Annotated in this window: 25 protein-coding genes, 1 tRNA gene and 1 pseudogene; 13 read left to right on the top strand and 14 right to left on the bottom strand. The window is 63.5% G+C overall.

Annotated elements, in window-relative coordinates; genetic code table 11:
- Positions 1-28: 28 nt before the first annotated feature.
- Genes QSV36_RS16310 through QSV36_RS16325 form a run of 4 tightly spaced genes read left to right on the top strand, consistent with a single transcriptional unit; the run spans position 29 to position 5,587 of the window.
- On the top strand, positions 29-1,192 hold the full coding sequence (locus QSV36_RS16310) for an isovaleryl-CoA dehydrogenase (RefSeq protein WP_289133267.1): 1,164 nt from the start codon (positions 29-31) through the stop codon (positions 1,190-1,192).
- A 19-nt stretch (positions 1,193-1,211) separates the two neighbouring features.
- On the top strand, positions 1,212-2,819 hold the full coding sequence (locus QSV36_RS16315) for a carboxyl transferase domain-containing protein (protein ID WP_289133269.1): 1,608 nt from the start codon (positions 1,212-1,214) through the stop codon (positions 2,817-2,819).
- Between the two features lie 3 nt (positions 2,820-2,822).
- Positions 2,823-3,638 carry a gamma-carboxygeranoyl-CoA hydratase gene (locus QSV36_RS16320; protein ID WP_289133271.1) on the top strand — a complete coding sequence of 272 codons (816 nt, stop codon included), beginning with the start codon at positions 2,823-2,825 and terminating at the stop codon, positions 3,636-3,638.
- The gene (locus QSV36_RS16325; RefSeq protein ID WP_289133273.1) at positions 3,635-5,587 is read left to right on the top strand and encodes an acetyl/propionyl/methylcrotonyl-CoA carboxylase subunit alpha; all 1,953 of its coding nucleotides are present in this window, start codon (positions 3,635-3,637) and stop codon (positions 5,585-5,587) included. Before QSV36_RS16320 ends, QSV36_RS16325 begins: the two co-directional genes overlap by 4 nt.
- A 121-nt stretch (positions 5,588-5,708) precedes the next feature.
- Here the strand turns inward: QSV36_RS16325 and QSV36_RS16330 are convergent, their stop codons facing one another.
- Positions 5,709-6,416 (bottom strand): LexA family transcriptional regulator, encoded by a 708-nt coding sequence (locus QSV36_RS16330; protein WP_289133275.1) that lies wholly within the window; start codon positions 6,414-6,416, stop codon positions 5,709-5,711.
- A gap of 88 nt (positions 6,417-6,504) precedes the next feature.
- Between QSV36_RS16330 and QSV36_RS16335 the strand changes: the two genes are divergently transcribed.
- Complete coding sequence (locus tag QSV36_RS16335) at positions 6,505-6,816, top strand: DUF6124 family protein (RefSeq protein ID WP_289133276.1); 312 nt, start codon at positions 6,505-6,507, stop codon at positions 6,814-6,816.
- A gap of 431 nt (positions 6,817-7,247) precedes the next feature.
- The gene (locus QSV36_RS16340) at positions 7,248-7,763 is read left to right on the top strand and encodes a DUF4880 domain-containing protein (protein ID WP_289133278.1); all 516 of its coding nucleotides are present in this window, start codon (positions 7,248-7,250) and stop codon (positions 7,761-7,763) included.
- A 58-nt stretch (positions 7,764-7,821) separates the two neighbouring features.
- Here QSV36_RS16340 and QSV36_RS16345 read toward each other — a convergent pair whose 3' ends face one another.
- Entirely contained in the window at positions 7,822-8,742 is a 921-nt protein-coding gene (locus QSV36_RS16345; RefSeq protein ID WP_289133280.1) for a LysR substrate-binding domain-containing protein, read from the bottom strand.
- A gap of 195 nt (positions 8,743-8,937) precedes the next feature.
- Here QSV36_RS16345 and QSV36_RS16350 point away from each other — a divergent pair, with 195 nt between their 5' ends.
- The 4 genes from QSV36_RS16350 to QSV36_RS16365 all read left to right on the top strand — a co-directional run bounded on the left by QSV36_RS16350 (position 8,938) and on the right by QSV36_RS16365 (position 12,928).
- The gene (locus tag QSV36_RS16350; protein WP_289133282.1) at positions 8,938-9,687 is read left to right on the top strand and encodes an SDR family NAD(P)-dependent oxidoreductase; all 750 of its coding nucleotides are present in this window, start codon (positions 8,938-8,940) and stop codon (positions 9,685-9,687) included.
- Positions 9,688-9,763: 76 nt separating this feature from the next.
- Entirely contained in the window at positions 9,764-11,062 is a 1,299-nt protein-coding gene (locus QSV36_RS16355; protein ID WP_289133284.1) for an MFS transporter, read from the top strand.
- Between the two features lie 22 nt (positions 11,063-11,084).
- Positions 11,085-11,933 (top strand): transketolase, encoded by an 849-nt coding sequence (locus QSV36_RS16360; RefSeq protein WP_289133286.1) that lies wholly within the window; start codon positions 11,085-11,087, stop codon positions 11,931-11,933.
- Positions 11,930-12,928 carry a transketolase family protein gene (locus QSV36_RS16365; RefSeq protein ID WP_289133288.1) on the top strand — a complete coding sequence of 333 codons (999 nt, stop codon included), beginning with the start codon at positions 11,930-11,932 and terminating at the stop codon, positions 12,926-12,928. Before QSV36_RS16360 ends, QSV36_RS16365 begins: the two co-directional genes overlap by 4 nt.
- Before the next feature lie 433 nt (positions 12,929-13,361).
- Here the strand turns inward: QSV36_RS16365 and QSV36_RS16370 are convergent.
- The 7 genes from QSV36_RS16370 to QSV36_RS16400 form a co-directional block, all read right to left on the bottom strand.
- Positions 13,362-13,437, bottom strand: a tRNA-Gly gene (locus tag QSV36_RS16370).
- Between the two features lie 64 nt (positions 13,438-13,501).
- Positions 13,502-14,062 (bottom strand): CDP-diacylglycerol--glycerol-3-phosphate 3-phosphatidyltransferase, encoded by a 561-nt coding sequence (gene pgsA / locus QSV36_RS16375; protein ID WP_289133290.1) that lies wholly within the window; start codon positions 14,060-14,062, stop codon positions 13,502-13,504.
- Positions 14,063-14,095: 33 nt separating this feature from the next.
- On the bottom strand, positions 14,096-15,919 hold the full coding sequence (uvrC, locus tag QSV36_RS16380; RefSeq protein WP_289133291.1) for an excinuclease ABC subunit UvrC: 1,824 nt from the start codon (positions 15,917-15,919) through the stop codon (positions 14,096-14,098).
- A 6-nt stretch (positions 15,920-15,925) separates the two neighbouring features.
- Positions 15,926-16,564 (bottom strand): response regulator transcription factor GacA, encoded by a 639-nt coding sequence (gene gacA, locus QSV36_RS16385; RefSeq protein WP_003251380.1) that lies wholly within the window; start codon positions 16,562-16,564, stop codon positions 15,926-15,928.
- 63 nt (positions 16,565-16,627) lie between these two features.
- The gene (locus QSV36_RS16390) at positions 16,628-17,017 is read right to left on the bottom strand and encodes a helix-turn-helix domain-containing protein (protein ID WP_289133293.1); all 390 of its coding nucleotides are present in this window, start codon (positions 17,015-17,017) and stop codon (positions 16,628-16,630) included.
- Between the two features lie 69 nt (positions 17,018-17,086).
- Positions 17,087-17,518, bottom strand: coding sequence for a GNAT family N-acetyltransferase (locus QSV36_RS16395; RefSeq protein WP_289133295.1), 432 nt, complete (start codon positions 17,516-17,518; stop codon positions 17,087-17,089).
- 23 nt (positions 17,519-17,541) lie between these two features.
- On the bottom strand, positions 17,542-17,931 hold the full coding sequence (locus tag QSV36_RS16400; protein WP_289133297.1) for a DUF488 domain-containing protein: 390 nt from the start codon (positions 17,929-17,931) through the stop codon (positions 17,542-17,544).
- A gap of 186 nt (positions 17,932-18,117) precedes the next feature.
- Here QSV36_RS16400 and QSV36_RS16405 point away from each other — a divergent pair.
- Positions 18,118-19,242, top strand: a pseudogene (locus QSV36_RS16405) (inorganic phosphate transporter); the annotation flags it as partial.
- Positions 19,243-19,373: 131 nt separating this feature from the next.
- Positions 19,374-19,766 carry a hypothetical protein gene (locus tag QSV36_RS16410; RefSeq protein WP_289133299.1) on the top strand — a complete coding sequence of 131 codons (393 nt, stop codon included), beginning with the start codon at positions 19,374-19,376 and terminating at the stop codon, positions 19,764-19,766.
- Positions 19,767-19,869: 103 nt separating this feature from the next.
- Here the strand turns inward: QSV36_RS16410 and QSV36_RS16415 are convergent, their stop codons facing one another.
- The 5 genes from QSV36_RS16415 to QSV36_RS16435 form a co-directional block, all read right to left on the bottom strand.
- The gene (locus QSV36_RS16415) at positions 19,870-20,562 is read right to left on the bottom strand and encodes a glutathione S-transferase N-terminal domain-containing protein (RefSeq protein ID WP_289133300.1); all 693 of its coding nucleotides are present in this window, start codon (positions 20,560-20,562) and stop codon (positions 19,870-19,872) included.
- Between the two features lie 109 nt (positions 20,563-20,671).
- Entirely contained in the window at positions 20,672-21,445 is a 774-nt protein-coding gene (locus tag QSV36_RS16420) for an OmpA family protein (RefSeq protein ID WP_289133302.1), read from the bottom strand.
- Between the two features lie 11 nt (positions 21,446-21,456).
- Positions 21,457-21,837, bottom strand: a complete 381-nt coding sequence (locus QSV36_RS16425) for a DUF4398 domain-containing protein (protein ID WP_289133304.1) — start codon at positions 21,835-21,837, stop codon at positions 21,457-21,459.
- A 277-nt stretch (positions 21,838-22,114) separates the two neighbouring features.
- Entirely contained in the window at positions 22,115-22,612 is a 498-nt protein-coding gene (locus QSV36_RS16430) for a PaaI family thioesterase (RefSeq protein ID WP_289133305.1), read from the bottom strand.
- A gap of 57 nt (positions 22,613-22,669) precedes the next feature.
- On the bottom strand, positions 22,670-24,052 hold the full coding sequence (locus QSV36_RS16435; protein ID WP_289133306.1) for an amino acid permease: 1,383 nt from the start codon (positions 24,050-24,052) through the stop codon (positions 22,670-22,672).
- A gap of 254 nt (positions 24,053-24,306) precedes the next feature.
- Between QSV36_RS16435 and gcvA the strand changes: the two genes are divergently transcribed.
- Positions 24,307-25,203, top strand: a complete 897-nt coding sequence (gene gcvA, locus QSV36_RS16440; protein ID WP_289133309.1) for a transcriptional regulator GcvA — start codon at positions 24,307-24,309, stop codon at positions 25,201-25,203.
- Positions 25,204-25,401 lie beyond the last annotated feature (198 nt).

The following is a 25,401-nucleotide window of genomic DNA, read 5'->3' on the forward strand; positions in this document are numbered from 1 at the left end:
TATTTCAAGAACAACAAGGTGCCCCAGCATGCATTACCCCACCCTGAACTTCGCCCTGGGCGAAACCATCGACATGCTCCGCGACCAGGTCCGCACCTTCGTCGCCGCCGAACTGGCGCCACGCGCCGCGCAGATCGACCACGACAACCTGTTCCCCGCCGACATGTGGCGCAAGTTCGGTGACATGGGCCTGCTGGGCATTACCGTGCCGGAAGAATACGGCGGTGCCGGCCTGGGCTACCTGGCCCACGTGGTGTCGATGGAAGAAATCAGCCGTGGCTCGGCCTCGGTGGCGCTGTCCTACGGCGCCCACTCCAACCTCTGCGTCAACCAGATCAACCGCAATGGCAGCCACCAACAGAAGCTCAAGTACCTGCCCAAGCTGATCAGCGGCGAGCACATCGGCGCCTTGGCCATGAGCGAGCCCAACGCCGGCTCCGACGTGGTGTCGATGAAGCTGCGCGCGGAAAAGCGCGGCGACCACTACGTGCTCAACGGCAGCAAGACCTGGATCACCAACGGCCCCGACGCCAACACCTATGTGATCTATGCCAAGACCGACCTGGACAAGGGCGCGCACGGCATCACCGCATTCATCGTCGAGCGTGACTGGAAAGGCTTCAGCCGCAGCAACAAGTTCGACAAGCTGGGCATGCGCGGCTCCAACACTTGCGAGCTGTTCTTCGACGGCGTCGAAGTGCCCGAAGAAAACATCCTCGGCCAGCTCAACGGCGGTGTGCGCGTGCTGATGAGCGGCCTGGACTACGAACGCGTGGTGCTGTCGGGCGGGCCGACCGGGATCATGCAAAGCTGCATGGACCTGGTGGTGCCGTACATCCACGACCGCAAGCAGTTCGGCCAGAGCATCGGCGAGTTCCAGCTGATCCAGGGCAAGATTGCCGACATGTATACCCAGCTCAACGCCAGCCGCGCCTACCTGTATGCCGTGGCGCAGGCCTGTGACCGTGGCGAGACCACCCGCAAGGACGCTGCCGGGGTCATCCTCTACACCGCCGAGCGCGCCACGCAGATGGCGCTGGAGGCGATCCAGATTCTGGGTGGCAACGGCTACATCAACGAATTCCCGGCAGGCCGCCTGCTGCGCGACGCCAAGCTGTACGAGATCGGTGCCGGCACCAGCGAAATCCGCCGGATGCTGATCGGCCGCGAACTGTTCAACGAAACCCGCTGAGCACAAGGGACGGGCGCACATGGCTACCTTGCATACCCAGATCAACCCGCGTTCGGCGGAGTTCGCCGGCAACCGCGCGGCCATGCTCGAACAGGTCCAGGCCCTGCGTGGCCTGCTCGCCCAGGTGGCCCAGGGCGGCGGGCCCAAGGCCCAGGAACGCCACACCTCACGCGGCAAGCTGCTGCCGCGCGAACGCATCGACCGCCTGCTGGACCCCGGCTCGCCATTCCTCGAGATCGGCCAGCTGGCCGCCCATGAGGTGTATGGCGAAGACGTGCCGGCTGCCGGCGTGATCGCCGGCATCGGCCGCGTCGAAGGCGTGGAATGCATGATCGTGGCCAACGACGCCACGGTCAAAGGCGGTTCCTACTACCCACTGACGGTAAAGAAACACCTGCGCGCGCAGACCATTGCCCTGCAGAACCGCCTGCCGTGCATCTACCTGGTGGACTCCGGCGGCGCCAACCTGCCGCGCCAGGACGAAGTGTTCCCCGACCGCGACCATTTCGGGCGGATCTTCTTCAACCAGGCCAACATGAGTGCCCTGGGCATCCCGCAGATCGCCGTGGTCATGGGCTCGTGCACGGCCGGCGGTGCCTACGTGCCAGCCATGGCCGACGAAGCGATCATGGTGCGCCAGCAGGCCACCATCTTCCTTGCCGGCCCACCGCTGGTAAAGGCCGCCACCGGTGAAGTGGTGAGCGCAGAAGACCTCGGCGGCGCCGATGTGCACTGCCGCACCAGCGGCGTGGCCGACCACTATGCCGACAACGACGAGCACGCCCTGGCCTTGGCCCGGCGCAGCGTGGCCAACCTCAACTGGCGCAAGCTGGGCCAGTTGCAGCGCCAGGCGCCGGTGGCACCGCTGTATGCCGCCGAGGAGCTGTACGGCGTGGTGCCGGCCGATGCCAAGCAGCCGTTCGACGTGCGTGAGGTGATCGCGCGGCTGGTCGACGGCTCGCTGTTCGATGAATTCAAGGCGCTGTTCGGCACCACCCTGGTGTGCGGCTTCGCCCACCTGCACGGCTACCCGGTGGCGATCCTGGCCAACAACGGCATCCTTTTCGCCGAAGCCGCGCAGAAAGGCGCGCACTTCATCGAACTGGCCTGCCAGCGCGGCATCCCGTTGCTGTTCCTGCAGAACATCACCGGTTTCATGGTCGGCAAGAAGTACGAGGAAGGCGGCATCGCCAAGCACGGCGCCAAGCTGGTCACCGCGGTGGCCTGCGCCCAGGTGCCGAAGTTCACGGTGATCATTGGCGGCAGCTTCGGTGCCGGTAACTACGGCATGTGCGGCCGCGCCTACGACCCCCGCTTCCTGTGGATGTGGCCCAACGCGCGGATTGGCGTGATGGGTGCCGAGCAGGCTGCCGGCGTGCTGGCCCAGGTCAAGCGCGAGCAGAGCGAGCGCAGTGGCCAGCCGTTCAGCGCCGAAGACGAAGCCAGGCTCAAGCAACCGATTCTCGACCAGTACGAGCACCAGGGCCACCCCTACTACTCCAGCGCCCGCCTGTGGGACGACGGCGTCATCGACCCGGCGCAGACCCGCGACGTGCTCGGCCTGGCCTTGTCGGCCGCGTTGAACGCAGCGATCGAACCGAGCCGCTTCGGCATTTTCCGGATGTGACCCATGAGCGATTTCAGCACCCTCGAAGTGATTCGCGACCCGCGCGGTTTCGCCACCCTGTGGCTGAGCCGCGAGGACAAGAACAACGCTTTCAACGCCTTGATGATCCGCGAGCTGATCGTCGCCCTCGACCAGCTGGCCGAGGACGCCAGCCTGCGCTTTGTGCTGCTGCGCGGCCGTGGCCGGCACTTCAGCGCCGGCGCCGACCTGGCCTGGATGCAGCAGTCGGCGCAACTGGACTTCAACACCAACCTGGACGACGCCCGCGAGCTGGGCGAGCTGATGTACGCCCTGCACCGCCTCAAGGTACCGACCCTGGCCGTGGTCCAAGGCGCCGCCTTTGGTGGCGCACTCGGCCTGATCAGCTGCTGCGACATGGCCATCGGCGCCGAAGATGCCCAGCTGTGCCTGTCGGAAGTGCGCATCGGCCTGGCCCCGGCGGTGATCAGCCCGTTCGTGGTCAAGGCCATCGGTGAACGCGCCGCACGCCGCTACGCCCTCACCGCCGAACGTTTCAGTGGCGTGCGAGCGCGCGAACTGGGCCTGCTGGCCGAGGTGTACCCAGCCAGCGAGCTGGACGCCCAAGTCGAAGCCTGGGTCGCCAACCTGCTGCAGAACAGCCCGCAAGCGCTGCGCGCCACCAAGGACCTGTTGCGCGAAGTGGACGCCGGTGAACTCAGTCCGGCCCTGCGCCGCTACTGCGAAAACACCATTGCCCGCATCCGCGTCAGCGCCGAAGGCCAGGAGGGCCTGCGCGCCTTCCTGGAGAAACGCCGCCCCGCCTGGCAAACCGATGACAAGAAGGAGCCGCGCCCATGAGCCGCCCCACTTTGACCACCCTGCTGGTCGCCAACCGCGGCGAAATCGCCTGCCGGGTGATGCGCACCGCCAAGGCCATGGGCCTGACCACCGTCGCCGTGCACAGCGCCACCGACCGTGACGCCCGACACAGCCGCGAAGCCGATATCCGCGTCGACCTCGGCGGCAGCAAGGCGGCCGACAGCTACCTGGTGGTCGACAAGATTCTCGCCGCCGCCAAGGCCAGCGGCGCCCAGGCCATTCACCCCGGCTATGGCTTCTTGTCGGAAAACGCAGGCTTTGCCCGTGCCATCGAAGACGCCGGGCTGATCTTCCTCGGCCCACCGGCCAGCGCCATCGATGCCATGGGCAGCAAGTCGGCGGCCAAGGCGCTGATGGAAGCCGCTGGCGTGCCGCTGGTGCCGGGTTACCACGGCGAAGCCCAGGACCTCGACACCTTCCGCGCCGCCGCCGAACGCATCGGCTACCCGGTGCTGCTCAAGGCCAGTGCCGGCGGTGGTGGCAAGGGCATGAAAGTGGTCGAGGAGGAAAGCCAGCTGGCCGACGCCCTGGCCTCAGCCCAGCGCGAGGCGCAATCGTCGTTCGGCGATGCGCGCATGCTGGTGGAAAAGTACGTGCTCAAGCCGCGCCACGTGGAAATCCAGGTGTTCGCCGACCAGCACGGCAACTGCCTGTACCTCAATGAGCGCGACTGCTCGATCCAGCGCCGTCACCAGAAAGTGGTTGAAGAAGCGCCTGCGCCTGGCCTGTCGCCGGAATTGCGCCGGGCCATGGGCGAGGCGGCGGTCCGCGCCGCCCAGGCGATCGGCTATGTCGGCGCAGGCACCGTCGAGTTCCTGCTCGACGCCCGTGGCGAGTTCTTCTTCATGGAGATGAACACCCGCCTGCAGGTGGAGCACCCGGTTACCGAGGCCATCACTGGCCTCGACCTGGTGGCGTGGCAGATCCGCGTGGCCTGCGGCGAACCCCTGCCGATCACCCAGGAACAAGTGCCGCTGATCGGCCATGCCATCGAAGTGCGCCTGTACGCCGAGGACCCGGCCAACGAATTCCTGCCCGCTACCGGCACGCTGGCGCTGTACCGTGAGTCGGCGCCTGGCGAAGGCCGGCGGGTGGACAGTGGCGTCAGCGAGGGCGATGCGATATCGCCATTCTACGACCCGATGCTGGGCAAGCTGATTGCCTGGGGTGAGGACCGCGAGCAGGCACGCCTGCGCTTGCTGGCCATGCTCGATGAATTTGCCATTGGCGGGTTGAAGACCAACATTGCCTTCCTGCGGCGCATTCTTGCGCACCCGGCGTTTGCCACGGCCGAGCTGGACACTGGCTTCATTCCGCGCCACCAGGACGTTCTGCTGCCCGCGCCCCAGGCGTTGCCAGCCGCTTTCTGGGAAGCCGCGGCCGAGGCCTGGCTGCAAGGCCTGGCCGGGCAGCAACGGGATGACGACCGCTGCTCGCCGTGGGCCGAGCGCAGTGGCCTGCGCCTGGGCCTGCCGGCACGCAGCAGCCTGCCTCTGGCCAGTAACGGGCAGGATCAGGCGGTTGCCCTGGAACGCAGCGCCGCGTCCACCTGGCAGCTGCTGGGCGAGCACCTGGTGCATGACCACGCAGGGGTACGCCGCCAGCATCTGGCGATCCGCCGTGGCGGCACGTTGTACCTGCACTGGGACGGCGAGATGCATGCAGTGGAAGCCTTCGACCCGATCGCCGAGGCCGAGGCCAGCCACAGCCATCAGGGCGGTTTGGGTGCGCCGATGAATGGCAGCATCGTGCGGGTGCTGGTCGAGCCAGGGCAACGGGTGGAAGCGGGGACGGCGCTGGTGGTGCTGGAGGCGATGAAGATGGAGCACAGCATTCGCGCGCCGCATGGCGGCACGGTGCAGGCGTTGTTCTGCCAGGAAGGCGATATGGTCAGCGAAGGGACGGTGCTGGTCGAATTGGCGCAGTGACCGAGTTGGCTTGAGGTTTGTGGGGCCTATGAGATCGAGCGCTCGCGCGCGCGGCGCTCGATCTCCAATGCGCCACAATAACCACGCCTGGCACGCGCCAGCTGCACCAGAATCTCAAGCCCTAAAAAACCCCATGCACCCGCACGACCACACCCAGAAATTCGCAACCTTCTTCACATAACAACGCCGGGTAGTTGCTGTTCAAGGCCTTCAGGTACCGCTGCCCGCCCTCTTCCGCCAGCTCACGGAAGATCGCCGGCTTGCCCGGCTGCCGGGCGATGACCAGGCGCCCTGCCTCGGCCGCCAACCCTGGGTCCACCAGCATGCGCATCCCCTGCGGCACGCTGCGGCCACTGCTGGCACTCATCGCGTCATTTTCAACGGTCAGCCAGAACGCCTTGCCTTGGGCGATATAGTCCGTCTGCTCGAACACCCCGGGCTTCGCCTCTTCCGCAGTCCCCAGCTCATCCCAGGCCAGCACCGGGTAGCGGAAACACACGATGTATTGCATGAGGTCCAGCTCGTCCTCGCTGTCATCCACCTCGTAGCTGCCACGCTCTTCACCCACCTGCCCCTGAATCCGCAGCTGCAGGCTGACGTGATAATGCGGCATGCCGATCTCGACGAAGGTGCGGTTCATCGACTCGATCTTCGGTTGACGCCGCTTGTTCAGCCAATGCGCAACGCTGCCCTGAGAAACGCCAACGCGCTCAGCAAGCTGCTCTTGAGTGAGCCCTAGCTCCTCCATCCGGTCGCGGACGAGGGCAATCCATTTATCCATGTTCATCGCTGGCACGATACGGACTGCCCTCTGGCGCTCAATAAACATTTAGTATTATTTCATCGGAAGCGCGAAAATACTCAAGGTATTAGTATCGTCCTGTCCCCAATTCCTACTGGCTTGAGCAGGTATCAGGATGAAACCACCGAAAAACGACGAAACAGATCTCGACAGCGAAGCCGCCCGCCGCGCGCTCGACTATTACCTCAACCCCAACCCGCCGCGCTCCACACTGGACAACCGGATCTGGACGTTGCACGAAAGCGTGACCGGCGACCAGGCCCGGGAGCATGCCATCGCCCTGCTACGTTGCGCCGCCGCTACTGCCCAGGAAACCGCCACCCACCAGCACGGCAGCCAGCGCGAGCTGACTTTCGCCCTGATGCACATGATGGACATGGCGCGCGCGCTGCTGGAGCACAAACGCGCTGTGGAAACAGGCATTTAGGCAATAAAGAAGGGAGAGAACGTGATTGGCCGGTAACGGCAAAGGCCCCGATTGCCGGGACAAGGAAGCGCACCGGTAAAACTTTTTTACCGGATAAGCGAAAAATTCATTTGACTGTCAAATGATAACGATTATTATTGCACTCAACTGATCGCGAGATCAGCTGGATAACCTGGAGCTTAGGTCGCTCTCAGATTATCTCCTCATCAGGCTAATCACGGTTTTGGACCCGGCTTTTTTGCCGGGTCTTTTTTTTGGCTCTTCAGGCTAATGAAGATCGTGATGGCGCGCATGGTAGCAAAAGTGTTTCTGGGCGTGAACGTTCATTGCAGAACATTGCGAAAACAGCACTTGAGAATCAATATCGTTTGACTTACGCTGACGTTGCGTCACGGAAGATGCCCCCACTCCCATCCAGCAAGGAGCTGACCATGAGCCGCCTGCTACTACCGCTCGAGCACCCAACCCCGGCTGCGGGGCACGATACCGAAGCGTCTCTACTGCACGCCTTGAGGCATTTGCCACGGCGCGTACAGCAAGTGTTCCTGCTCAGCCGCCTGGACCAGCTGGGCTTCGCCGCCATCGCCGCCCGCCTCGACCTGCCCCTGGCGAGCATCGAACGGCACATGGGCCAGGCCCTGCAAGCCGGCCACTCACGCCGCGATGCGCTGGCGAGCATCGCCCGGCATTGGTACGTACGCTTGCAGAACCCCGAGGTGACCGCCTGCGAGCGCATCGACTTCCGTCGCTGGCTGGACGCAGACCCGGCGCACCTGCAAGCGTTTCATGACACCGAACTGCATTGGCGCAGCCTGCTGGTACCGGCACGGCAACTGGGGCATGACGGCTGGTACCGGCAAGGACGAGCCGCGCTGTCGCTGGGCGGCTGCTCGGTCGCGCTAGGTCTGGGCGTAGCGGCGCTGGTAGTGCTCGGGTTTTGCGCCTGATCAACGCACTGCGACGCAGTCAGCGCTTTCGCGACAACAGCGCAACCACCCACCCCGCTCAATAATTGAAATCATGGCCCAGCTGGCCCTGCATCCATTCGAGAAATTGCCGCACCCTGTGGGTTTCGGCATGGCCCCGGGGAAACACCAGATGGTGAGCACTGACCGGGGTCGCCAGGTCCTGCGCGAATACCGGCACCAACTCGCCACGGGCAATATAGTCCTGCGCCAGCAACGAACTCTCCAACGCCAGCCCGTAACCGTGGCTGGCGGCTTCAAGGCTCATGTACGAGCGATCGAAACTCAGCGCATACGGCGCTTGCGGCAAGGCTACCCCTTGCTGGGCGAACCACTGCGGCCATTGCACCAATGCGGCCTCCGACAGGATCAGGTTCTGCCCCAGCAGGTCGCTGGGCTGCCTGACCGGTGTGCGTTCGAGCAGCCGCGGCGAAGCCAGCACGGTGGCGCGTTCATGGCGGATGGTGCGCACTTCCAGGCTGGGCCAGTTGGGATAGCCATGGCGGATATCCAGGTCGATCTGGTGACGGCCGAAGTGCAGTGACTCGTACGAGCAGGACAGATTGATCTGGATTTGCGGGTGGCTGTTGCGGAAGTGGTCCAGGCGCGGCAGCAACCAGAGCAGCCCGAAACTGGGGGCGGAATGCAGCCGCAGGCAATCGAAGCCCACGGCGTTACCGGCGCGCTCGGTGGCCATGGCCAGGCTCTGCAGGATGCCCGATACCTCGCGCAGGTATTGCTCACCCGCTGGGGTCAGCGCCACACCGCGTGCCTCGCGAATGAACAATGGTCGCCCAATCAAAGCCTCCAGGTTGGCGATCTGATGGCTGACCGCAGAAGGCGTGAGGTTCAACTGCTCGGCGGCCCGGGCAACGTTGCCGAAGCGGGCGACTTGCTCGAAGGCCTGAATTGCTTTCAGCGAAGGGATTTGCGGGGACTTTCTGAGAAGGTCCAGGCTCATGGGCATTCCTGCAGGGTTCGCGGCGGTACCCTGGGTTTTACCCGTCCATCGAGCCCAGGCACAAGCCAAGGGCTGAATTTTTTTCAGCATCGGGTGAAACCGGCAGCGTTGCTCGGCCCGCCCAGCGAGACGAAGCTGTGCCTATCGGTTCTGCCTGAACCGCCGCTCACAACAACAATCACTGGAGCACTCTCGATGCTGTTAACTGGAAAATTTGCCGTCGTCACTGGCGCTGCCTCGGCCCGCGGTATCGGCCGCGCGACTGCCCAGGCGTTCGCTGAACAAGGCGCCAAGGTCGCGATTCTCGACCTTGATGCAGCCGCCGCCGCCGAAGCCGCCGCTTCCCTCGGCGAAGGCCACATTGGCCTGGCCGCCAACGTTGCCGATGAAGCGCAAGTGCGTGATGCCATCGCCCAGGTGCTGGCCCGGTTCGGACGAATCGACGTGCTGGTCAACAACGCCGGTATCACCCAGCCAGTGAAGACCCTGGACATCACTGGCGCGGATTATGACCGCATTCTGAACGTGAACCTGCGCGGCACGCTGCTGATGTCCCAGGCGGTCATCCCGACCATGCGTGCGCAGCAGGCCGGCAGCATCATCTGCCTGTCGTCGGTGTCTGCACAACGCGGTGGCGGCATTTTCGGCGGCCCCCATTACAGCGCCGCGAAGGCTGGCGTACTCGGCCTCGGCAAGGCCATGGCCCGGGAGCTGGGGCCGGATAACATCCGCGTCAATTCGATCACCCCTGGCCTGATCCACACCGACATCACGGGCGGCCTGATGCAGGATGAGCGCCGTCACGCCATCATCGAAGGCATCCCGCTGGGGCGCCTGGGCGAGGCCCGCGATGTTGCCAATGCGGCATTGTTCCTCGCCAGTGACCTGTCCAGCTACCTCACGGGCATCACTCTGGATGTCAACGGCGGCATGCTGATCCACTGAGCATCCGCCGCATCGTGACCGGCGCCCGAGCCCGGCGCAGGTCACGCGTTCGATAACAACAAGAGATCAGAACGAAATGACCACACTAGCGCTCGATGCGGTGTCCGCCGCACGCAGCAGTGCCTACCGCAAGACGGCCTGGCGACTGATGCCCTTTCTCATGCTCTGCTACCTGTGTGCCTACCTCGACCGGGTCAATGTCGGCTTCGCCAAGCTGCAGATGATGGACGACCTGGCCCTGTCCGAAGCGGTCTATGGCCTGGGTGCCGGCATGTTCTTCATCGGCTACTTCCTCTGCGAGGTGCCCAGCAACATCATCCTGCACAAGGTCGGCGCCCGGCGCTGGATCGCCCGCATCATGATCACCTGGGGCATCATCTCGGCAATGTTCGCCCTGGTGGAGACGGCCTGGCAGTTCTATGCCCTGCGCTTCCTGCTGGGTATCGCCGAGGCGGGCCTGGCACCTGGGCTGCTGCTGTACCTGACCTACTGGTTCCCCTCCTATCGCCGGGCGAAGATGACTGCGCTGTGGTTCATCGCCATTCCGCTCTCGGGGATGATCGGCGGCCCGCTGTCGGGCTGGATCATGGAACGCTTTGCCGGCGTGCACGGCTGGGCGGGCTGGCAGTGGATGTTCCTGCTCGAAGCCATCCCCACGGTGCTGGTGGGGATCCTGGTGCTGAGCTACCTGAAGGATGGCGTCGACCAGGCACACTGGCTGAGCGACGAAGAAAAGGCCCTGGTGCGCAAGGAACTGGCCGAAGACGAGCAACACAAGGTCACGCATGGTTCGGTGTCCGATTTCATCCGCGACCGTCGCCTGTGGCTGCTGGCCGGCATCTACTTCTGCGTGGTGATGGGCCAGTACGCGATCACCTTCTGGCTGCCTACGCTGGTGCGCAATGCCGGTGTCAGCGAGCCCTTGCACATCGGCCTGCTGACCAGCCTGCCGTACCTGTGCGCCATCGTCGCGATGCTGCTGGCCGGACGCAGTGGCGACCGCCACCGTGAGCGCCGCTGGCACCTGGCGATCCCCATGCTGATCGGCGCCCTGGGCTTGAGCCTCGCCGCCGCGCTGGGCAGCAGCCTGACCCTGTCGATCCTCAGCCTGTGCCTGGCTGCGGCCGGGGTGCTGTCCGCTTCCTCGCTGTTCTGGATGTTGCCTACCACGCTGCTGGGCGGGGTTTCGGCAGCAGCCGGCATCGCCGCAGTGAACAGTTTTGCCAACCTCGCCGGGTTCTGCTCGCCGTACCTGATCGGCTGGGTTACCACCACCTTGGGCAGCAACGCCATCGGTATGTATCTCATCACCGCCGTGCTCATCCTTGGCGCCTTCCTGGTGTCGCGAGTACCGGCTCATCTGGTCAATCGCTGATTCGAAAAAAGGAGTCACCCCCATGACTGCTGTGCCTTCCACCAACGAGGCGCTGCCACTGGCTGTGCGCGCCCGCAATATCCGCCGCCATGCATTGCGCATGGGCCAGGTCCAGGGCCAGGGCTATGTTGGCCAGGCCCTGGGCGCTGCCGACCTGCTGGCCGTCGCGTACTTCCACGCGCTGCGTATCGACCCCGGCAACCCAGAGTGGGAGCGGCGCGACCGCTTCTACCTGTCCATCGGGCATTACGCGATCGCCCTCTACGCCGCACTGATCGAGGCCGGCGTGATTCCCGAAGAGGAGCTGGAAACCTACGGCAGCGACGATAGCCGCCTGCCCATGTCGGGCATGGCGGCCTATACCCCCGGCATGGAAATCACCGGCGGTTCGCTGGGTCACGGGCTGGGCATCGCGGTCGGCGCCTGCCTCGGGCTCAAGCGCAAAGGTTCGGACAGCTGGGTGTACAACCTGCTGTCCGATGGCGAACTGAACGAGGGTTCGACCTGGGAGGCGGCGATGTCGGCCAGCCATTGGCGCCTGGACAACCTGATCGCGATCATCGATGTGAACAATCAACAAGCCGATGGCCACTCCAGCGAAGTGCTGGCCTTCGAGCCGATTGTCGAGCGTTGGCAAGCGTTTGGCTGGTTCGTGCAGCGCGTGGATGGCAACGACCTGGATGCGCTGGTCAGCGCCTTCGACCAGGCCCGCGCCCACCCGGCGGCACAACCGCGGGTAATCATCTGTGACACGCGCATGGGCAAAGGTGTGCCGTTCCTGGAAAACCGCGACAAGACGCACTTCATTCGCGTCGATGAAAACGAATGGGATCTCGCCCTGGAGGCGCTGGACGCCGGGAGCCAAGCATGAGCACAGTAAATTCACCGAAGAAACGCCTGACCACCTCGGCCATGATCGCCTCGATTGCCGCCGAAGGTCAGCCAACCCGCCCTGCCCCGTTCGGCCACGCCCTGGCCAGCCTGGCCGAGCAACGCCAGGATATCGTCGGGCTCAGTGCCGACCTGTCCAAGTACACCGACTTGCACATCTTTGCCAAAGCCCACCCCGAGCGGTTCTACCAGATGGGCATGGCCGAGCAGTTGCTGATGAGCGCTGCCGCTGGCATGGCCCGCGAAGGCATGACCCCCTTCGCCACTACCTATGCGGTATTCGCTTCGCGTCGGGCTTATGACTTCATCTGCATGGCGATCGCCGAAGAAAACCTCAACGTCAAGATCGTCTGCGGTTTGCCTGGCCTGACGACCGGTTATGGCCCGAGCCACCAGGCCACGGATGACCTGGCGATCTTCCGGGCGATGCCCAACCTGATGATCGTCGACCCCTGTGATGCGCTGGAAATCGAACAGGCCGTGCCGGCGATCGCCGCCCACCAGGGGCCGGTGTACATGCGCCTGCTGCGCGGCAACGTACCGTTGGTGCTGGATCGCTACGACTACCGCTTCCAGCTGGGCAAGGCCCAGGTGCTGCGTGGTGGCCGCGACGTGTTGCTGATCGCCAGCGGCCTGATGACCATGCGTGCCCTGGAAGCTGCAGAGCAGTTGCACAAGGATGGCGTGGATGTGTCGGTACTGCACGTGCCGACCATCAAGCCGCTGGATGAACAGACCCTCCTCGCCGAGGCACGCAAGCCTGGGCGCCTGGTGGTCACGGCGGAAAACCATTCGATCATCGGTGGCCTCGGCGAGGCGGTGGCGGGCGTGCTGTTGCGTAACGGGGTCACGCCCACCTTCCGCCAGATCGCACTGCCGGATGCGTTTCTCGATGCGGGCGCGCTACCGACACTGCATGACCGCTACGGAATTTCCACCGACGCGGTGTCGAAGCAGATCAAGGCGTGGTTGTAGCGCAGCCAGTCGTTGCGGGTCAGGCTGGGATGGCACCGGCTTAGCCGGTGTTCGCGGGTGACCCCGCTACCACAGGTTGTGCGCAGCGTTTGCGAACAGCCTGTGCAGCCAAGGTGATCGCCAGGTGACACACCGTCACTATCGCCGAGGGTATACTCTTTGCGGTGCCTTGGCCTGGCGAACAGTTGCATCCGGAGAGTGCCCAGTACGAGCGCCTGAACACGAATTTCAGGGCTAGATGCTCGTAACGCTGGACGCTTCTCTCCAGCAACAACCCGCCACGGTGGAAGCCCGGATTTCATGGACTGATTTCTGGACCATAAAAGCCCGGATGCCCATGGAACGAAGCGGCTTTGACTGAAACGAAAAAAGACGCCTAAGCGTCTTTTTTCAATGACCTACAGACTTCCATGGAACTCTGTAGACCGATATTTGGAGCGGGAAACGAGACTCGAACTCGCGACCCCGACCTTGGCAAGGTCGTGCTCTACCAACTGAGCTATTCCCGCGTCGTGATGGGTGCCATTCTAGCGATTTCCAAAATGGCGTCAACCCCTTGATTCAAAAAACTTTTTATTTCCGTTCCGAGCCTTCACGCAGGTGCGGCCAGGCGGCCAGTAGGTAGTGCACCATCGACCACAGCGTCAGCCCCGCCGCCACCAACAGCAGTGCGTAGCCGAGGATGACCCAGAAGGTCACAGCCGGCGGGTTGGCCAGCAGGATCACCAGGGCCAGCATTTGCGCGGCAGTCTTCCACTTGCCCAGGTTGGACACCGCCACCTGCGCCCGTGCCCCCAGTTCGGCCATCCACTCGCGCAATGCCGAGACCACGATCTCGCGGCCGATGATGACTGCCGCCGGCAGGGTCAGCCAGAAATTGGCGTGGGTCTGCACCAGCAGCACCAGCGCCACCGCCACCATCAGCTTGTCGGCCACCGGGTCGAGGAAGGCGCCGAACGGCGTGCTCTGCTGCAGGCGACGCGCCAGGTAACCATCCAGCCAGTCGGTAGCGGCGGCGACGGCGAACACGCTGCTGGCAGCCATGTAGCTCCAGTGGTACGGCAGGTAGAACAGCAGGATGAAAATCGGGATGAGCAGGACGCGCAGAACGGTGAGCAGGTTTGGAATATTCATCGGTACGACTGGCGGCAAGTTGAGCCCGGCATTCTACTCGCTATGCAGGCTGGCATAAATCGACTCGGCAAGCTTTTTACTGATGCCGGGGGCCTTGGCAATTTCGTCGACACTGGCGCGGTTGAGTTCCTGCAGGCCGCCGAAATGTTTCAGCAGGTCGCGGCGGCGCTTGGGCCCTACCCCGGCCACATCCTCCAGGCTGGACACCCGCCGCGCCTTGCCACGCCGTGCGCGGTGGCCGGTAATGGCGAAACGGTGCGCTTCGTCGCGGATCTGCTGGATCAGGTGCAACGCCGGTGAATCGCCCTTGAGGGTGAATTCGTGATGCACATCATTCAGGTACAGGGTTTCGAAGCCGGCCTTGCGCGTTACGCCCTTGGCCACGCCGAGCAGGGTCAGGTCGGTAAAGCCCAGCTCCTGCATGACGTCGCGGGCCATGTTCAGCTGGCCTTTGCCACCGTCTACAAGCAGCACGTCGGGCAGCTTGCCCTCGCCGTCGCGAATGCGCCCGTAGCGGCGGGTCAGCGCCTGGTGCATGGCGGCGTAGTCGTCGCCGGCGGTGACGCCTTCGATGTTGAAACGGCGGTAGTCGGACTTCAACGGGCCTTCCGGGCCGAACACCACGCAGCTGGCCACGGTGGCCTCGCCGCTGGAATGGCTGATGTCGTAGCACTCCAGGCGCTGCGGCACTTCGTCCAGGCCCAGCACCTCGGCCAGCGCTTCGAAGCGGGCGGCCATGTGCTGGCGGTTGGCCAGGCGCGCATTGAGGGCCTGCTCGGCGTTGGTCACCGCCAGCTGCTGCCAGCGGGCGCGGGTGCCGCGCACGCGGTGGCTGATGGCCAGTTCGCGGCCACGCAGGGTCTGCAGGGCTTCGCCGATGGCCGCGAAGTCTTCATGCACCACGTTGACGATCAGCTCGCCGGGCAGTTCGCGCTCGGCATTGCCCAGGTAGTACTGGGCAAGGAACGCGGCCATCACTTCGGCCACCTCCTCCTCGATGCCTACCTGCGGGAAGAAGTTCTTGCTGCCCAGCACCCGCCCGCTACGCACGCTGATCAGGTGCACGCAGGCACCGCCGGGGTTGACGAAGGCGGCGACGACGTCGACGTCACCACTGCCGCCTTCGATGTATTGCTGGTCCTGGACCCGGCGCAACAGGGCGATCTGGTCACGCAGCTCGGCGGCCTTCTCGAAGTTGAGGGCCATGGCGGCCTTCTCCATTTCGGCATTCAGCTCGTTGCCCAGCTGCTGGCTGCGGCCCTCGAGGAACATCACCGAGTGACGCACGTCTTCAGCATACTCCTCGGCGCCTACCAGCCCGGTGCACGGCCCTTTGCAGCGCTTGATCTGGTACTGCAGGCACGGCCGGGTGCGGTTGGCGTAGTAGCTGTCTTCGCACTGGCGCACGGAAAAGGCCTTTTGCAGCAGGCTGAGGCTCTCGCGTATGGCGCCGGCGCTGGGGTACGGGCCAAAGTAGCGGCCCTTGGCCTTCTTCGCCCCGCGGTGAATGCCCAGGCGCGGAAATTCACCGTCGGAAAGAAACACGTAGGGGTAGGATTTATCGTCGCGCAACAGGATGTTGTACGGCGGCCGCCACTCCTTGATCAGGTTCTGCTCCAGCAGCAGCGCCTCGGTTTCGTTGGCGGTGATGGTGGTTTCGACCTGGGCGATGCGCGCCACCAGCGCGGCGGTCTTCGGTGCCAGGCCGGTCTTGCGGAAATAGCTGGCCAGGCGCTTCTTGAGGTTCTTGGCCTTGCCTACGTAAAGCAGGCGAGCTTCGCCATCGAACATCCGGTAGACGCCCGGGCGACCGCTGCAGGTCGCCAGGAAAGCGCTGGCATCGAAAACTTGGGACATGAGGTTCTACAGGCTTGCGTCGACCATACCGTGGCGAACGGCCAGCAAGGTCAGTTCGACGTCGCTGGTGACCGAGAGTTTTTCAAAGATCCGATACCGGTAAGTATTGACGGTCTTGGGCGACAGGCACAACTTGTCGGAGATGATCTGCACTTTCTGGCAGCCGACGATCATCAGGGCAATCTGGATTTCCCGTTCCGACAGGGCATCGAACGGCGAGCCCTGTGGCTGGAAGGGTTTCAGCGCCAGTTGCTGGGCGATCTGCGGGCTGATGTAGCGCTGGCCGGCGAAGGCCAGGCGGATGGCCTGGACCATTTCGTCAAGGCCGGCGCCCTTGGTCAGGTAGCCGGCGGCGCCGGCCTGCAACAGGCGTGTGGGGAACGGGTCTTCCTCACAGACGGTCACAGCGACTACCTTGATGTCCGGGTGGCTGCGCAGCAACTTGCGGGTGGCCTCGAGGCCGCCGATGCCAGGCATTTTCACGTCCATCAGCACCACGTCCGGCTTCAGCTCGCGGGCCAGCTTGAGTGCTGACTCGCCGGAGTCCCCCTCACCCACCACCTGCAGGCCGTCGATGTCGGCCAGCATGCGGGTAATACCGGTTCGTACCAGATCGTGATCGTCAACCACTAGGACCCTAATCAAGCACACACCTCGTCAGCAGGGCGATTGGATCCCGCCACCTTAACAAAATTTTTCATGGCGGGCCTAACGCATTCCTTCTGTCAGAAACGACTGAGCTTCTGCGCTGAACGGTCTTACTGTCTGCCGTGGCCTGGCATGGTGGGTCAAACGCCCCATCAAGTGCCAAAGTGCTGCCTGATCCTCGCCCGACAACTGCCGGAAAGCTGCCAGCAAACCGGCCTCATCCATGCTCAGCCCCTCCAGTGCAGCCGGGGTGCGCGTGCCGTTGAGCACATACAAGGCATCCACGCCCTGGGCCGCCAATGCCGCCAGGTAATCGAGCCGCGGCGTGCGTTCGCCACTCTCGTACTTGCCCTGGGCGTTGGGTTCGACCCCACCGATTTCGCCAAACGCCCGCTGGGTCATGCCCAGGCGCTCACGTTCCTTCCGCAACCGCGGCCCGATTCCATCCATAGCGGTTCTCCTGTTACCAGGGTCCACTATGCCGATGCTCTTTGGCCACTACAAGCCATCATTAAGCTATCAATCGATCGTGCGCTGCATGCGCACGAAACATTCGTCCTCGCCCATTTCGACAAAGCCGTGCCGCTGGTACAGCAGGCGCGCCGGGTTGCTGCGAAACACCATCAACCGCAACAGCGGCAGGCGGCGTTGCCTGGCCCATTGCGCCAGCTGCTCCAGTACCCAACTGCCGACGCCCCGCCCACGCTGCTCGGGAAGCAGGTGCAGTTCGCGGATGAACAACGCCTGGCGGTCCTGGCTGAGGCTGCAAAAGCCCAGCAGGGCGTCACCTTCGGTGACCAGCCACTGCTCACGCCAGCCCCAGGCTTCGTCGAACGCTTCCTCGAGCCACAACAGGCCGTATTCGCGGTAGTACGGCAGCATGGCACGCCGCGTCAGATCGCGGGCGAAGGCGCAGTGGCTGGCGTTGGCGGGGGTAAGGCTCAGCGGCATCAACAGTCGGGCTCTTGGGTTCGTCAATCCTGGGCGTAGCATACCGGCGAGCTGCCGGGCCCTCGTCTATCCAGCTCGTCTTCAAGCCATTCGGCCAGAACCCGGGCATTGTTGCACTCGGTGTCCTTGCCGGCGTAGAGCAAGGTCAGCGTGCCCTCCCCCGCCACGTCCAGCAGCGGATACCAATGCGCGGGATGAGCTGCCAGCTCTTTCCGGTAGCGCCGGGTGAAACCGGTAAAGTCCACGCTTCCCTGATGAAATGCCTTGCGCAACTCATCCGACGGCGCAACTTCGCGCAGCCACTGCCCGTGCAGGTCCTCCTTGCGCTTGTTGCGCGGCCACAGGCGGTCAACCAGCACCCGTTGGCCATCGCCTGGCTCAACCGCATCATAGACACGCTTGCAGCGAATCATCGGTTTCTCCTGCCTTCACCGTCTGTCACAAGCCTAGGTAATTCATTGATCGAGGTCACGGCCAGGCAGCGAATTGTTTCTATGCTCCAGGCCTTCGGCACCTTAGCCAACGCCAACCGGAGCCCTCATGGCTGCCCCGCTACTGGCCAGCCAGCCGCAGCTGGCCGAACAGCACGCCCGCCCGCATGGCTGGGCTTGCCTGCCTCTTCTTCGCATACCCTGATCGGTTCGATCATCGGCGTCGGCGTGGCCAATGCGCTGATGCATGGGCGTGACGGCACCAGCGGTGTGGACTGGGCCCAGGCCAGCAAGGTCGGCTATGCCTTGCTGTTCTCACCCTTGATCGGTTTTGTCTGCGCCGCCCTCCTGCTGGTGGCATTGCGAGCGCTGGTCAAGCGCAAGGCACTGTACCAGGCGCCGCAGGGGCAGACGCCACCGCCGTGGTGGATCCGCGGCGTGTTGATCCTGACCTGCACCGGGGTGTCCTTTGCCCACGGTTCCAACGACGGCCAGAAAGGCATGGGCCTGATCATGCTGATTCTGGTCGGCACCCTGCCGATGGCTTACGCGCTGAACAAGACCATGCCCAATGAGCAGGCGCTGCAGTTTTCCGCCATTGCCGAGGCAACCCGCCAGGCGCTGGTACGCAGTGCCCCGCAAACGGCCCCGGCCGACCCGCGCCAGCTGCTTGCCCGCTTCGTTGCCGAACCCGAGGCCAGCCCGCAACTGGTACCGGCACTGGCTGCGCTGACCGGGACGATCGGCGAAGAGGTCAGCGGCTACGGCTCGCTCAAGCGTGTGCCGGCCGAGGCCATGGCCAATGTGCGCAATGACATGTACCTGGCCAGCGAAGCCATTCGGCTGATCGAGAAACACCAGCTGGTGACCTTCGATAGCGGCACCCGCAGCCATCTGCAGCTGTTCAAGACCCAACTGGACGACGCCACCCGCTATATCCCGCTATGGGTGAAGGTGGCCGTGGCCATCGCGCTCGGGCTGGGGACGATGGTCGGCTGGCGGCGCATCGTGGTGACGGTGGGCGAAAGGATCGGCAAGACCCATCTCAGCTACGCCCAGGGTGCTTCGGCGGAAGTGGTGGCGATGTGCACGATCGGTGCGGCGGACCTGTTCGGGCTACCCGTGTCTACCACCCATGTGCTGAGTTCAGGCGTTGCCGGGGCCATGGTGGCCAACGGGTCTGGCCTACAAAAGCGTACGCTGGTGAACTTGCTGATGGCCTGGGTGCTGACATTGCCGGCGGCGATGTTGTTGGCGGGCAGCCTGTACTGGCTGCTGCGCCCGCTTTTCTGAACGTCACAGGCAAGCCTGGAAGTGTGAATGAGCCCGGCAAGCCCTGACCACTGGCAAATTTGCCAGTAGAGGAAAAGCTCGTAGCTGCTGATGCTGATGCTTCAATCAACCACAGCAGAAGGCTACGCATCATGGCATACCAACATCAAGCGTTAGATCTCAAAAGCGCAAAAGAAAAAACTACTGCCCAAGGCGTGTTCAACGTAAAAGTCTCGCACGCGGGGGGCTCGAAAGAGCTTGTATTAACAAACGTCCATTTCTCCCCAGTGCTCGTTTTCGGATCGGCTGATGGTTACTTCCTGTCAATCGGTTGCAGCACTGGACTGGAGGTCGGACACCACGAGGTCGGGCCGAATGAGGGCGATTATTTCTCACAGCTGGTAGTGCCGGAGGGCAGCAACGGTTTTGCCACTGAGGGCGAAATTTACATCACCGAAGCCACGAACGACCTCCTGAGTGGCAGTTTCACACTCACCTATGACGACGGCTACGCGGCTGAAGGTAACTTCACCGTGCGGCCTTGAACACGGTAGTTTTCCGTCAACGAACAGGCGCCGGGACAGGCCTGTCCGTTGACGATTGGTATTCTTCACCCTGTGGCCGAAACGTTGCCGCAGTCATGGGCACTCAAGGAATGGTCAGGCCACGTTGCACCGCTGGTCGTTCGAGGAACACCGCCAGCACCCGCTGCACTTCCTTGAACTGATCGAAACCGACCAGCTCGCGGGCGTTGTACCGCTCTACCAGGTTGCGCACCCAAGGGAAGATTGCAATGTCGGCGATGCTGTAGTCATCGACCATCCAGTCCCGCCCGTGCAGATGCCGGTCCAGCACTCCGAGCAGGCGCCTGGATTCGTTGACATAGCGATCACGCGGGCGCTTGTCTTCGTATTCCTTGCCAGCAAAGAAGTGGAAAAAGCCGACCTGGCCGAACATCGGCCCGATGCCGCCCATCTGGAACATCAGCCACTGGATCGTCTGATAGCGCTGGGCCGGGTCGCGGCTCAGCAACTGCCCGCTCTTTTCCGCCAGGTACTGCAGGATCGCGCCCGATTCGAACAGCGCCAGCGGCTGGCCGCCTGGCCCGTTGGGGTCGAGGATGGCGGGGATCTTGTTGTTGGCGCTGAGCGAAATGAACTCGGGGCTCAATTGGTCGTCATTGTCGAAGCTGACCTTGTGCGGCTCATAGGCCAGGCCGATTTCCTCCAACATGATCGACACCTTCACGCCATTGGGCGTAGGCAGCGAATACAGCTGCAAGCGCTCGGGGTGCCGCGCCGGCCATTTACGGGTGATGGGGAATGCGCTCAGATCGGTCATGCTTGGCCCCTGCAGAAATGGAAGCCACCACTTTAGGGACAACGTCGCGGTTTGACCATTGCCAGGCAGCTGAGCGAAGGCGCGGCTCCCTGCCGCGCCCGCGTGGCGATCAGTAACGCGGTGCTACAGCCTCGGCTCCCTGCGAGATGATGACCTCGACGCGGCGGTTGAGCTGGCGTGATTGCGCGTCGGCATTGGTCGCCACCGGGTACTCCTTGCCATAGCCAACGCTGGTGATACGCGCGGCCGCCACGCCCTGGCGCCGCAAGGCATTGGCCACGGCCCCGGCGCGGCGCTCGGACAACTGCTGGTTGAAGGCCTCGCTACCAGTGGCGTCGGTAAAGCCTTCCACCAGCACCTTGCGCTCCGGGTTGGCCAGCAGGTACTCGGCCAGTTGCCGGATGTTACGCTGGCTGCCGCCACGCAACTCCGCGCGGCCGGTATCGAACAACACATCGCCGAAGGTCACCACCGTACCGCGCTCGGTCTGTTTGGCCTTGAGCGCCTGTAGCGCCTTCAGCTGGGCGGTGCGCACATCCAGACGCGCCTGGGTGCGCTGCGCCTCGATACCTTGCAGGCCCGCTTCCGCCTGGCGCAGCAGGATGGTCTGCTCGGCGCTTTCGATCTTGCGCTGGGCCAGGTAGGCCAGTTGCTCGACGTCGGGGGATTTCCGATTGTTCAGCGAAGCCCCTTCGGCCTTGCCCAGGGCGATGTAGGCTTCCTGGGTTTCCAGTGCGGCAATCCGGCTGGACTCAGGCTTGCCTTGCAGTACCGAGTAGGCCTCACGGGCTTCCAGCAGGCGGGCATTTTCCGGCGTGGCAGCGCAGCCGGCCAGCAACAGGCCAAGGAGCGGAACCATTGTAAACAGTGGGCGTTTCGACATGTTCGTGTCCTTCAGTGGATGGCGTTCTGCGGCGCTTCGAGCATCTCCTGGCGGAGCACCTCGATGCCTTTGCGGGCGATATCCAGTTGTTCCTGGCGTTTACTGGCCATGGCCTTGCGCTCGGCCAGACGGGCATCGGCCTCAGCCTGCTCGGCCAACCGGCGGACCTGCTCGAGGTCGTCCTGGCCGAGGGCGCGATCCATGGCGCTGAGTTTTTCCTGGGCCGCGCGCATCTCGACCGGGGCATATTGCGTGGCATCGGCAGACACCGCGCGGTTGACGGCGCTTCGCGTCAGTTCGATCTGCTCGCTGGGCACCAGGGCGCTGGCGCAGCCGCCGAGCAATACCAGCGAGCCGATGAGCAGGCTTTTGACTGTGGATCTGGCACGCATGAAGGGTCTCTCCTTGAATGCGTCTGCAAAGGTGTCGGGCACGGCATTGCCGCCGTTGCCGGAGTGTCGATGCAGAAGGTTGGGAATGAACCAGGATGGGGCGAGAAGCCCGCCCGCGTCAGCGGGCCGGGCGAAGGGGCAGCGTGAAACCTGTGGTCATCCTGGGCTTCTTGTGGTGAAGACGCGGCCAGAGTAGTGCGAAAAGCGGGAAGCCCAAATCGGACCTATCCGTGAAACACGTGCGATTTTTCAACAGGAAGGCGGCATAACGCCGGGCTCAACCTTGCCCGTGCGCCTTGAGCTTGAGCTTTTCCGTGTCCACGCGCACGAACACCGAGTCGGCGCTGACCGTCAGTACATCACCGGCCCAGACCTCGCAGAGTACCCGCGTCTTGCGCCCGACTTCACCTTCCACGCGGGCCTTGAGCAGCAGTTCGACGCCCATCGGTGTCGGTTTCAGGTAGCTCAGGTTGAGCGTGCCAGTGACGCAATCGATACGCGGCAGGCTGCCCGCTTCGCGGCCTTCGGCGCGGTAGTGGTAGGCCATCGCCGTCCAGTTGGAGTGGCAGTCCACCAGCATCGCCAGCAAACCTCCGTAGACCAGGCCGGGCCAGCCGATGAAGGTGCTGTCCGGGGCATGTCGGCATAACAGATGGATGCCGTCGGTGTCCCAGTGGCTTTGCAGGTGCAGGCCGCTGGGATGGGAGCAACCGCAGCCATAGCAGGTGCCATCGGGTGCAGCCAGGGCCTGGAGGGAAAGGGGCTGGTCGTTCATACGCTTCCTGTGCTTGTTGGAATGGGGGCGGATAACGCCCCCATTTAAGCAGAAACATCAGGCTGGCTGGGTGACTGCCTTGCCGCGTTTCTGGGTCAGCGACACCAGCAGGATGAACAGGGTAACCCCAGCGGTCATCAGCGTCTCGTAGCGATAGGCATCGCTGAACAGCATGTAGCCCAGGACCATGACGATGGTGCCGATCACCAGCCAGGTCAGCCACGGGAACAGCCACATCTTCAGCTCCAGCTGGCGCCCTTCACGCTCGGCACGGGCACGCATGCGCAGCTGCGACACGGCAATCACCAGGTACACCAGCAAGGCGATGGCACCGGTGGTGGACAGCAGGAAGCCGAACACTTTGCCAGGGAACACATAGTTGACGAAGCAACCGGCAAAACCGGCCAGGGTCGAGAACATCACCGCCACGGTCGGTACCCCGGCGCCCGAGATGCGCTTGGTCACGCTCAGCGCCTGATCACGGGCACCCAGCGAATAGAGCATGCGTGACGCGGTGTACAGGCCCGAGTTCATGCAACTGGTCACGGCCACCAGCACCACCAGGTCGACCAGCAGCTTGGCGCCCGGCACATTCAGCACTTCCAGCACGCGCTGGAACGAACCCACCGCTTTCAACCCCGGGTCGTTCCAGGCCACCAGCGACACCACCAGGAAGATCGACGCCAGGTAGAAGATGGCGATGCGGTACACCACCAGGTTGGTGGCACGGCGGATCTTGTCTTTCGGGTTGGCGGTCTCGTCCGCAGCAATGGTGACGATTTCCGCACCGAAGAACGAGAAGATGGTGATCAGCACGCCGCCCAGCACGGTACCGAAACCGTTGGGCATGAAGCCACCGTGGTCCCACAGCCGGCTGACCCCGGACACCTCGGCCAGCGGCCACGCACCGAACACCGCCAGGCTGCAGACCACGATGAAGGCGATGATCGCCACCACCTTGACCAGGGCGAACCAGTATTCGAAAGCGCCGAAGTTCTTCACGCTGATCAGGTTGGTACCCGACAGCACCAGCATGATCAGCAAGGCGAACAGCCAGGACGGCACCGCTGGAAAGTAGGCATGCAGGATATCGGCGCCGGCAATCGCCTCGACCGGGATGATCAGCACCCAGAACCACCAGTACAGCCAGCCGATGGTGAAGCCGGCCCAGGGGCCGATGGCTTCGGAGGCATAGGTGGAGAACGAACCGCTATTGGGGTTGGCGATGGCCATTTCTCCCAGCATGCGCATGACCAGCAGTACCAGCAGGCCGGTCATGGCGTAGGAAATGAGGATGGCCGGGCCAGCGGTGGCGATGGCGTTGGAAGAACCGATGAACAGGCCGGCGCCGATGATGCCGGCAATGGAGATCATGGAAACCTGACGGGAGGTCAGGCCGTGCTGCAAGGAGCGCTGTTTGTTGTTATGTAGCGAAGCCATGAACAACCCTCGAATGGCTCGGCCGCAGCAAAGCGGCGGAAGACTGGAGCAGAATTCTGGTCAATTTCTGATGCTGGTTATTGTTGTTTTGCAGATGCTGGAAAGGTAACTGACCTCCTCTTCGCACAACCGGTTGTCATCGTTGATCCAGGTCAGTATTAATCTATAGGCCGGGGTCAACAAACGACCTTTTCGAAGCACATGATTCCGATATGGAATGAACTCCTTCCTTTTTTGCTCGGTATTTGCTCCCCATGTCCAAACGCCTGATGCCTTCGACCACCGCCCTCCAGTGCTTCGAAGCGGCCGCGCGCCACCTCAGCTTCACCCGCGCGGCGCAGGAACTGCACCTGACCCAGAGCGCAGTCAGCAAGCAGGTGGCACAGCTCGAGGACATGCTGGCGCACTCGCTGTTCCAGCGCATTCGCCGCCGCCTGCACCTGACCCCGGCCGGTGCGCTGTACCTCACCGAAGTGAACAAGATCCTCACCCAGATCGACATTTCCAGCCGTTACATCCTCAGCTATGGCGACGAGACCGAAGTGCTGCGCATTGCCACCCAGCCCACCTTCGGTGCGCGCTGGCTGGTGCCGCGGTTGAAGGGTTTTGGTGACCGCTACCCGCGCATTCACCTGGACATCCGCAACGAGCTGGAGCCATTCGACCTGGTCCAGGCCAAGGCCGATATCGCCTTCTTCTTCGGCCAGGGCACCTGGCCCGGGGCGACTTGCATCGAGCTGTTCAGTGAGGAAGTGGTACCGGTGTGCAGCCCACAGTTGCTGGCCAGCTGTCGTTTCGACAGCGCCCAGGCACTGACCGAACACCGCCTGCTGCAATGCGTGTCGCGCCCGGAGGCCTGGCACGAATGGTTCCTGGGCTTGGGCTTGCACAGCCAGAACAGCTACCACGGGCCGCGCTTCGACACGTTCTACCTGTGCATCCGCGCGGCCATTGCCGGCTGCGGCATCGCCTTGATCCCGCGCTACCTGGTGGCCGAAGAGCTGAGCGAGGGCAAGTTGGTGGTGGCCTGGGACCACCCGGTGGCGAGCAATGGCCGGCACTTCATCGCGCATGCCGAACATGCAGCCGAAGTGCCCAAGGTGAGGGCCTTCGTGCAGTGGATTCGCGAGCGGGTGGCTGAGGGGGATTGAGTTAACCTGTACCGGCCTCTTCGCGGGCTCGCCCGCTCCCACAGGATCACCACAGGTTCGGACCTTGTGCAGTACCTGTGGGAGCGGGCAAGCCCGCGAAGAGGCCGGTACAGACATCACAAAAAAATTAGGTAGATCACGAATCGAAGGAATGACCCCAATCGAATAATTCGTTTGCGGAATAACTGGCCAACACGC

It is taken from the genome of Pseudomonas sp. BCRC 81390 (assembly GCF_030341915.1).
Taxonomy (GTDB): domain Bacteria; phylum Pseudomonadota; class Gammaproteobacteria; order Pseudomonadales; family Pseudomonadaceae; genus Aquipseudomonas.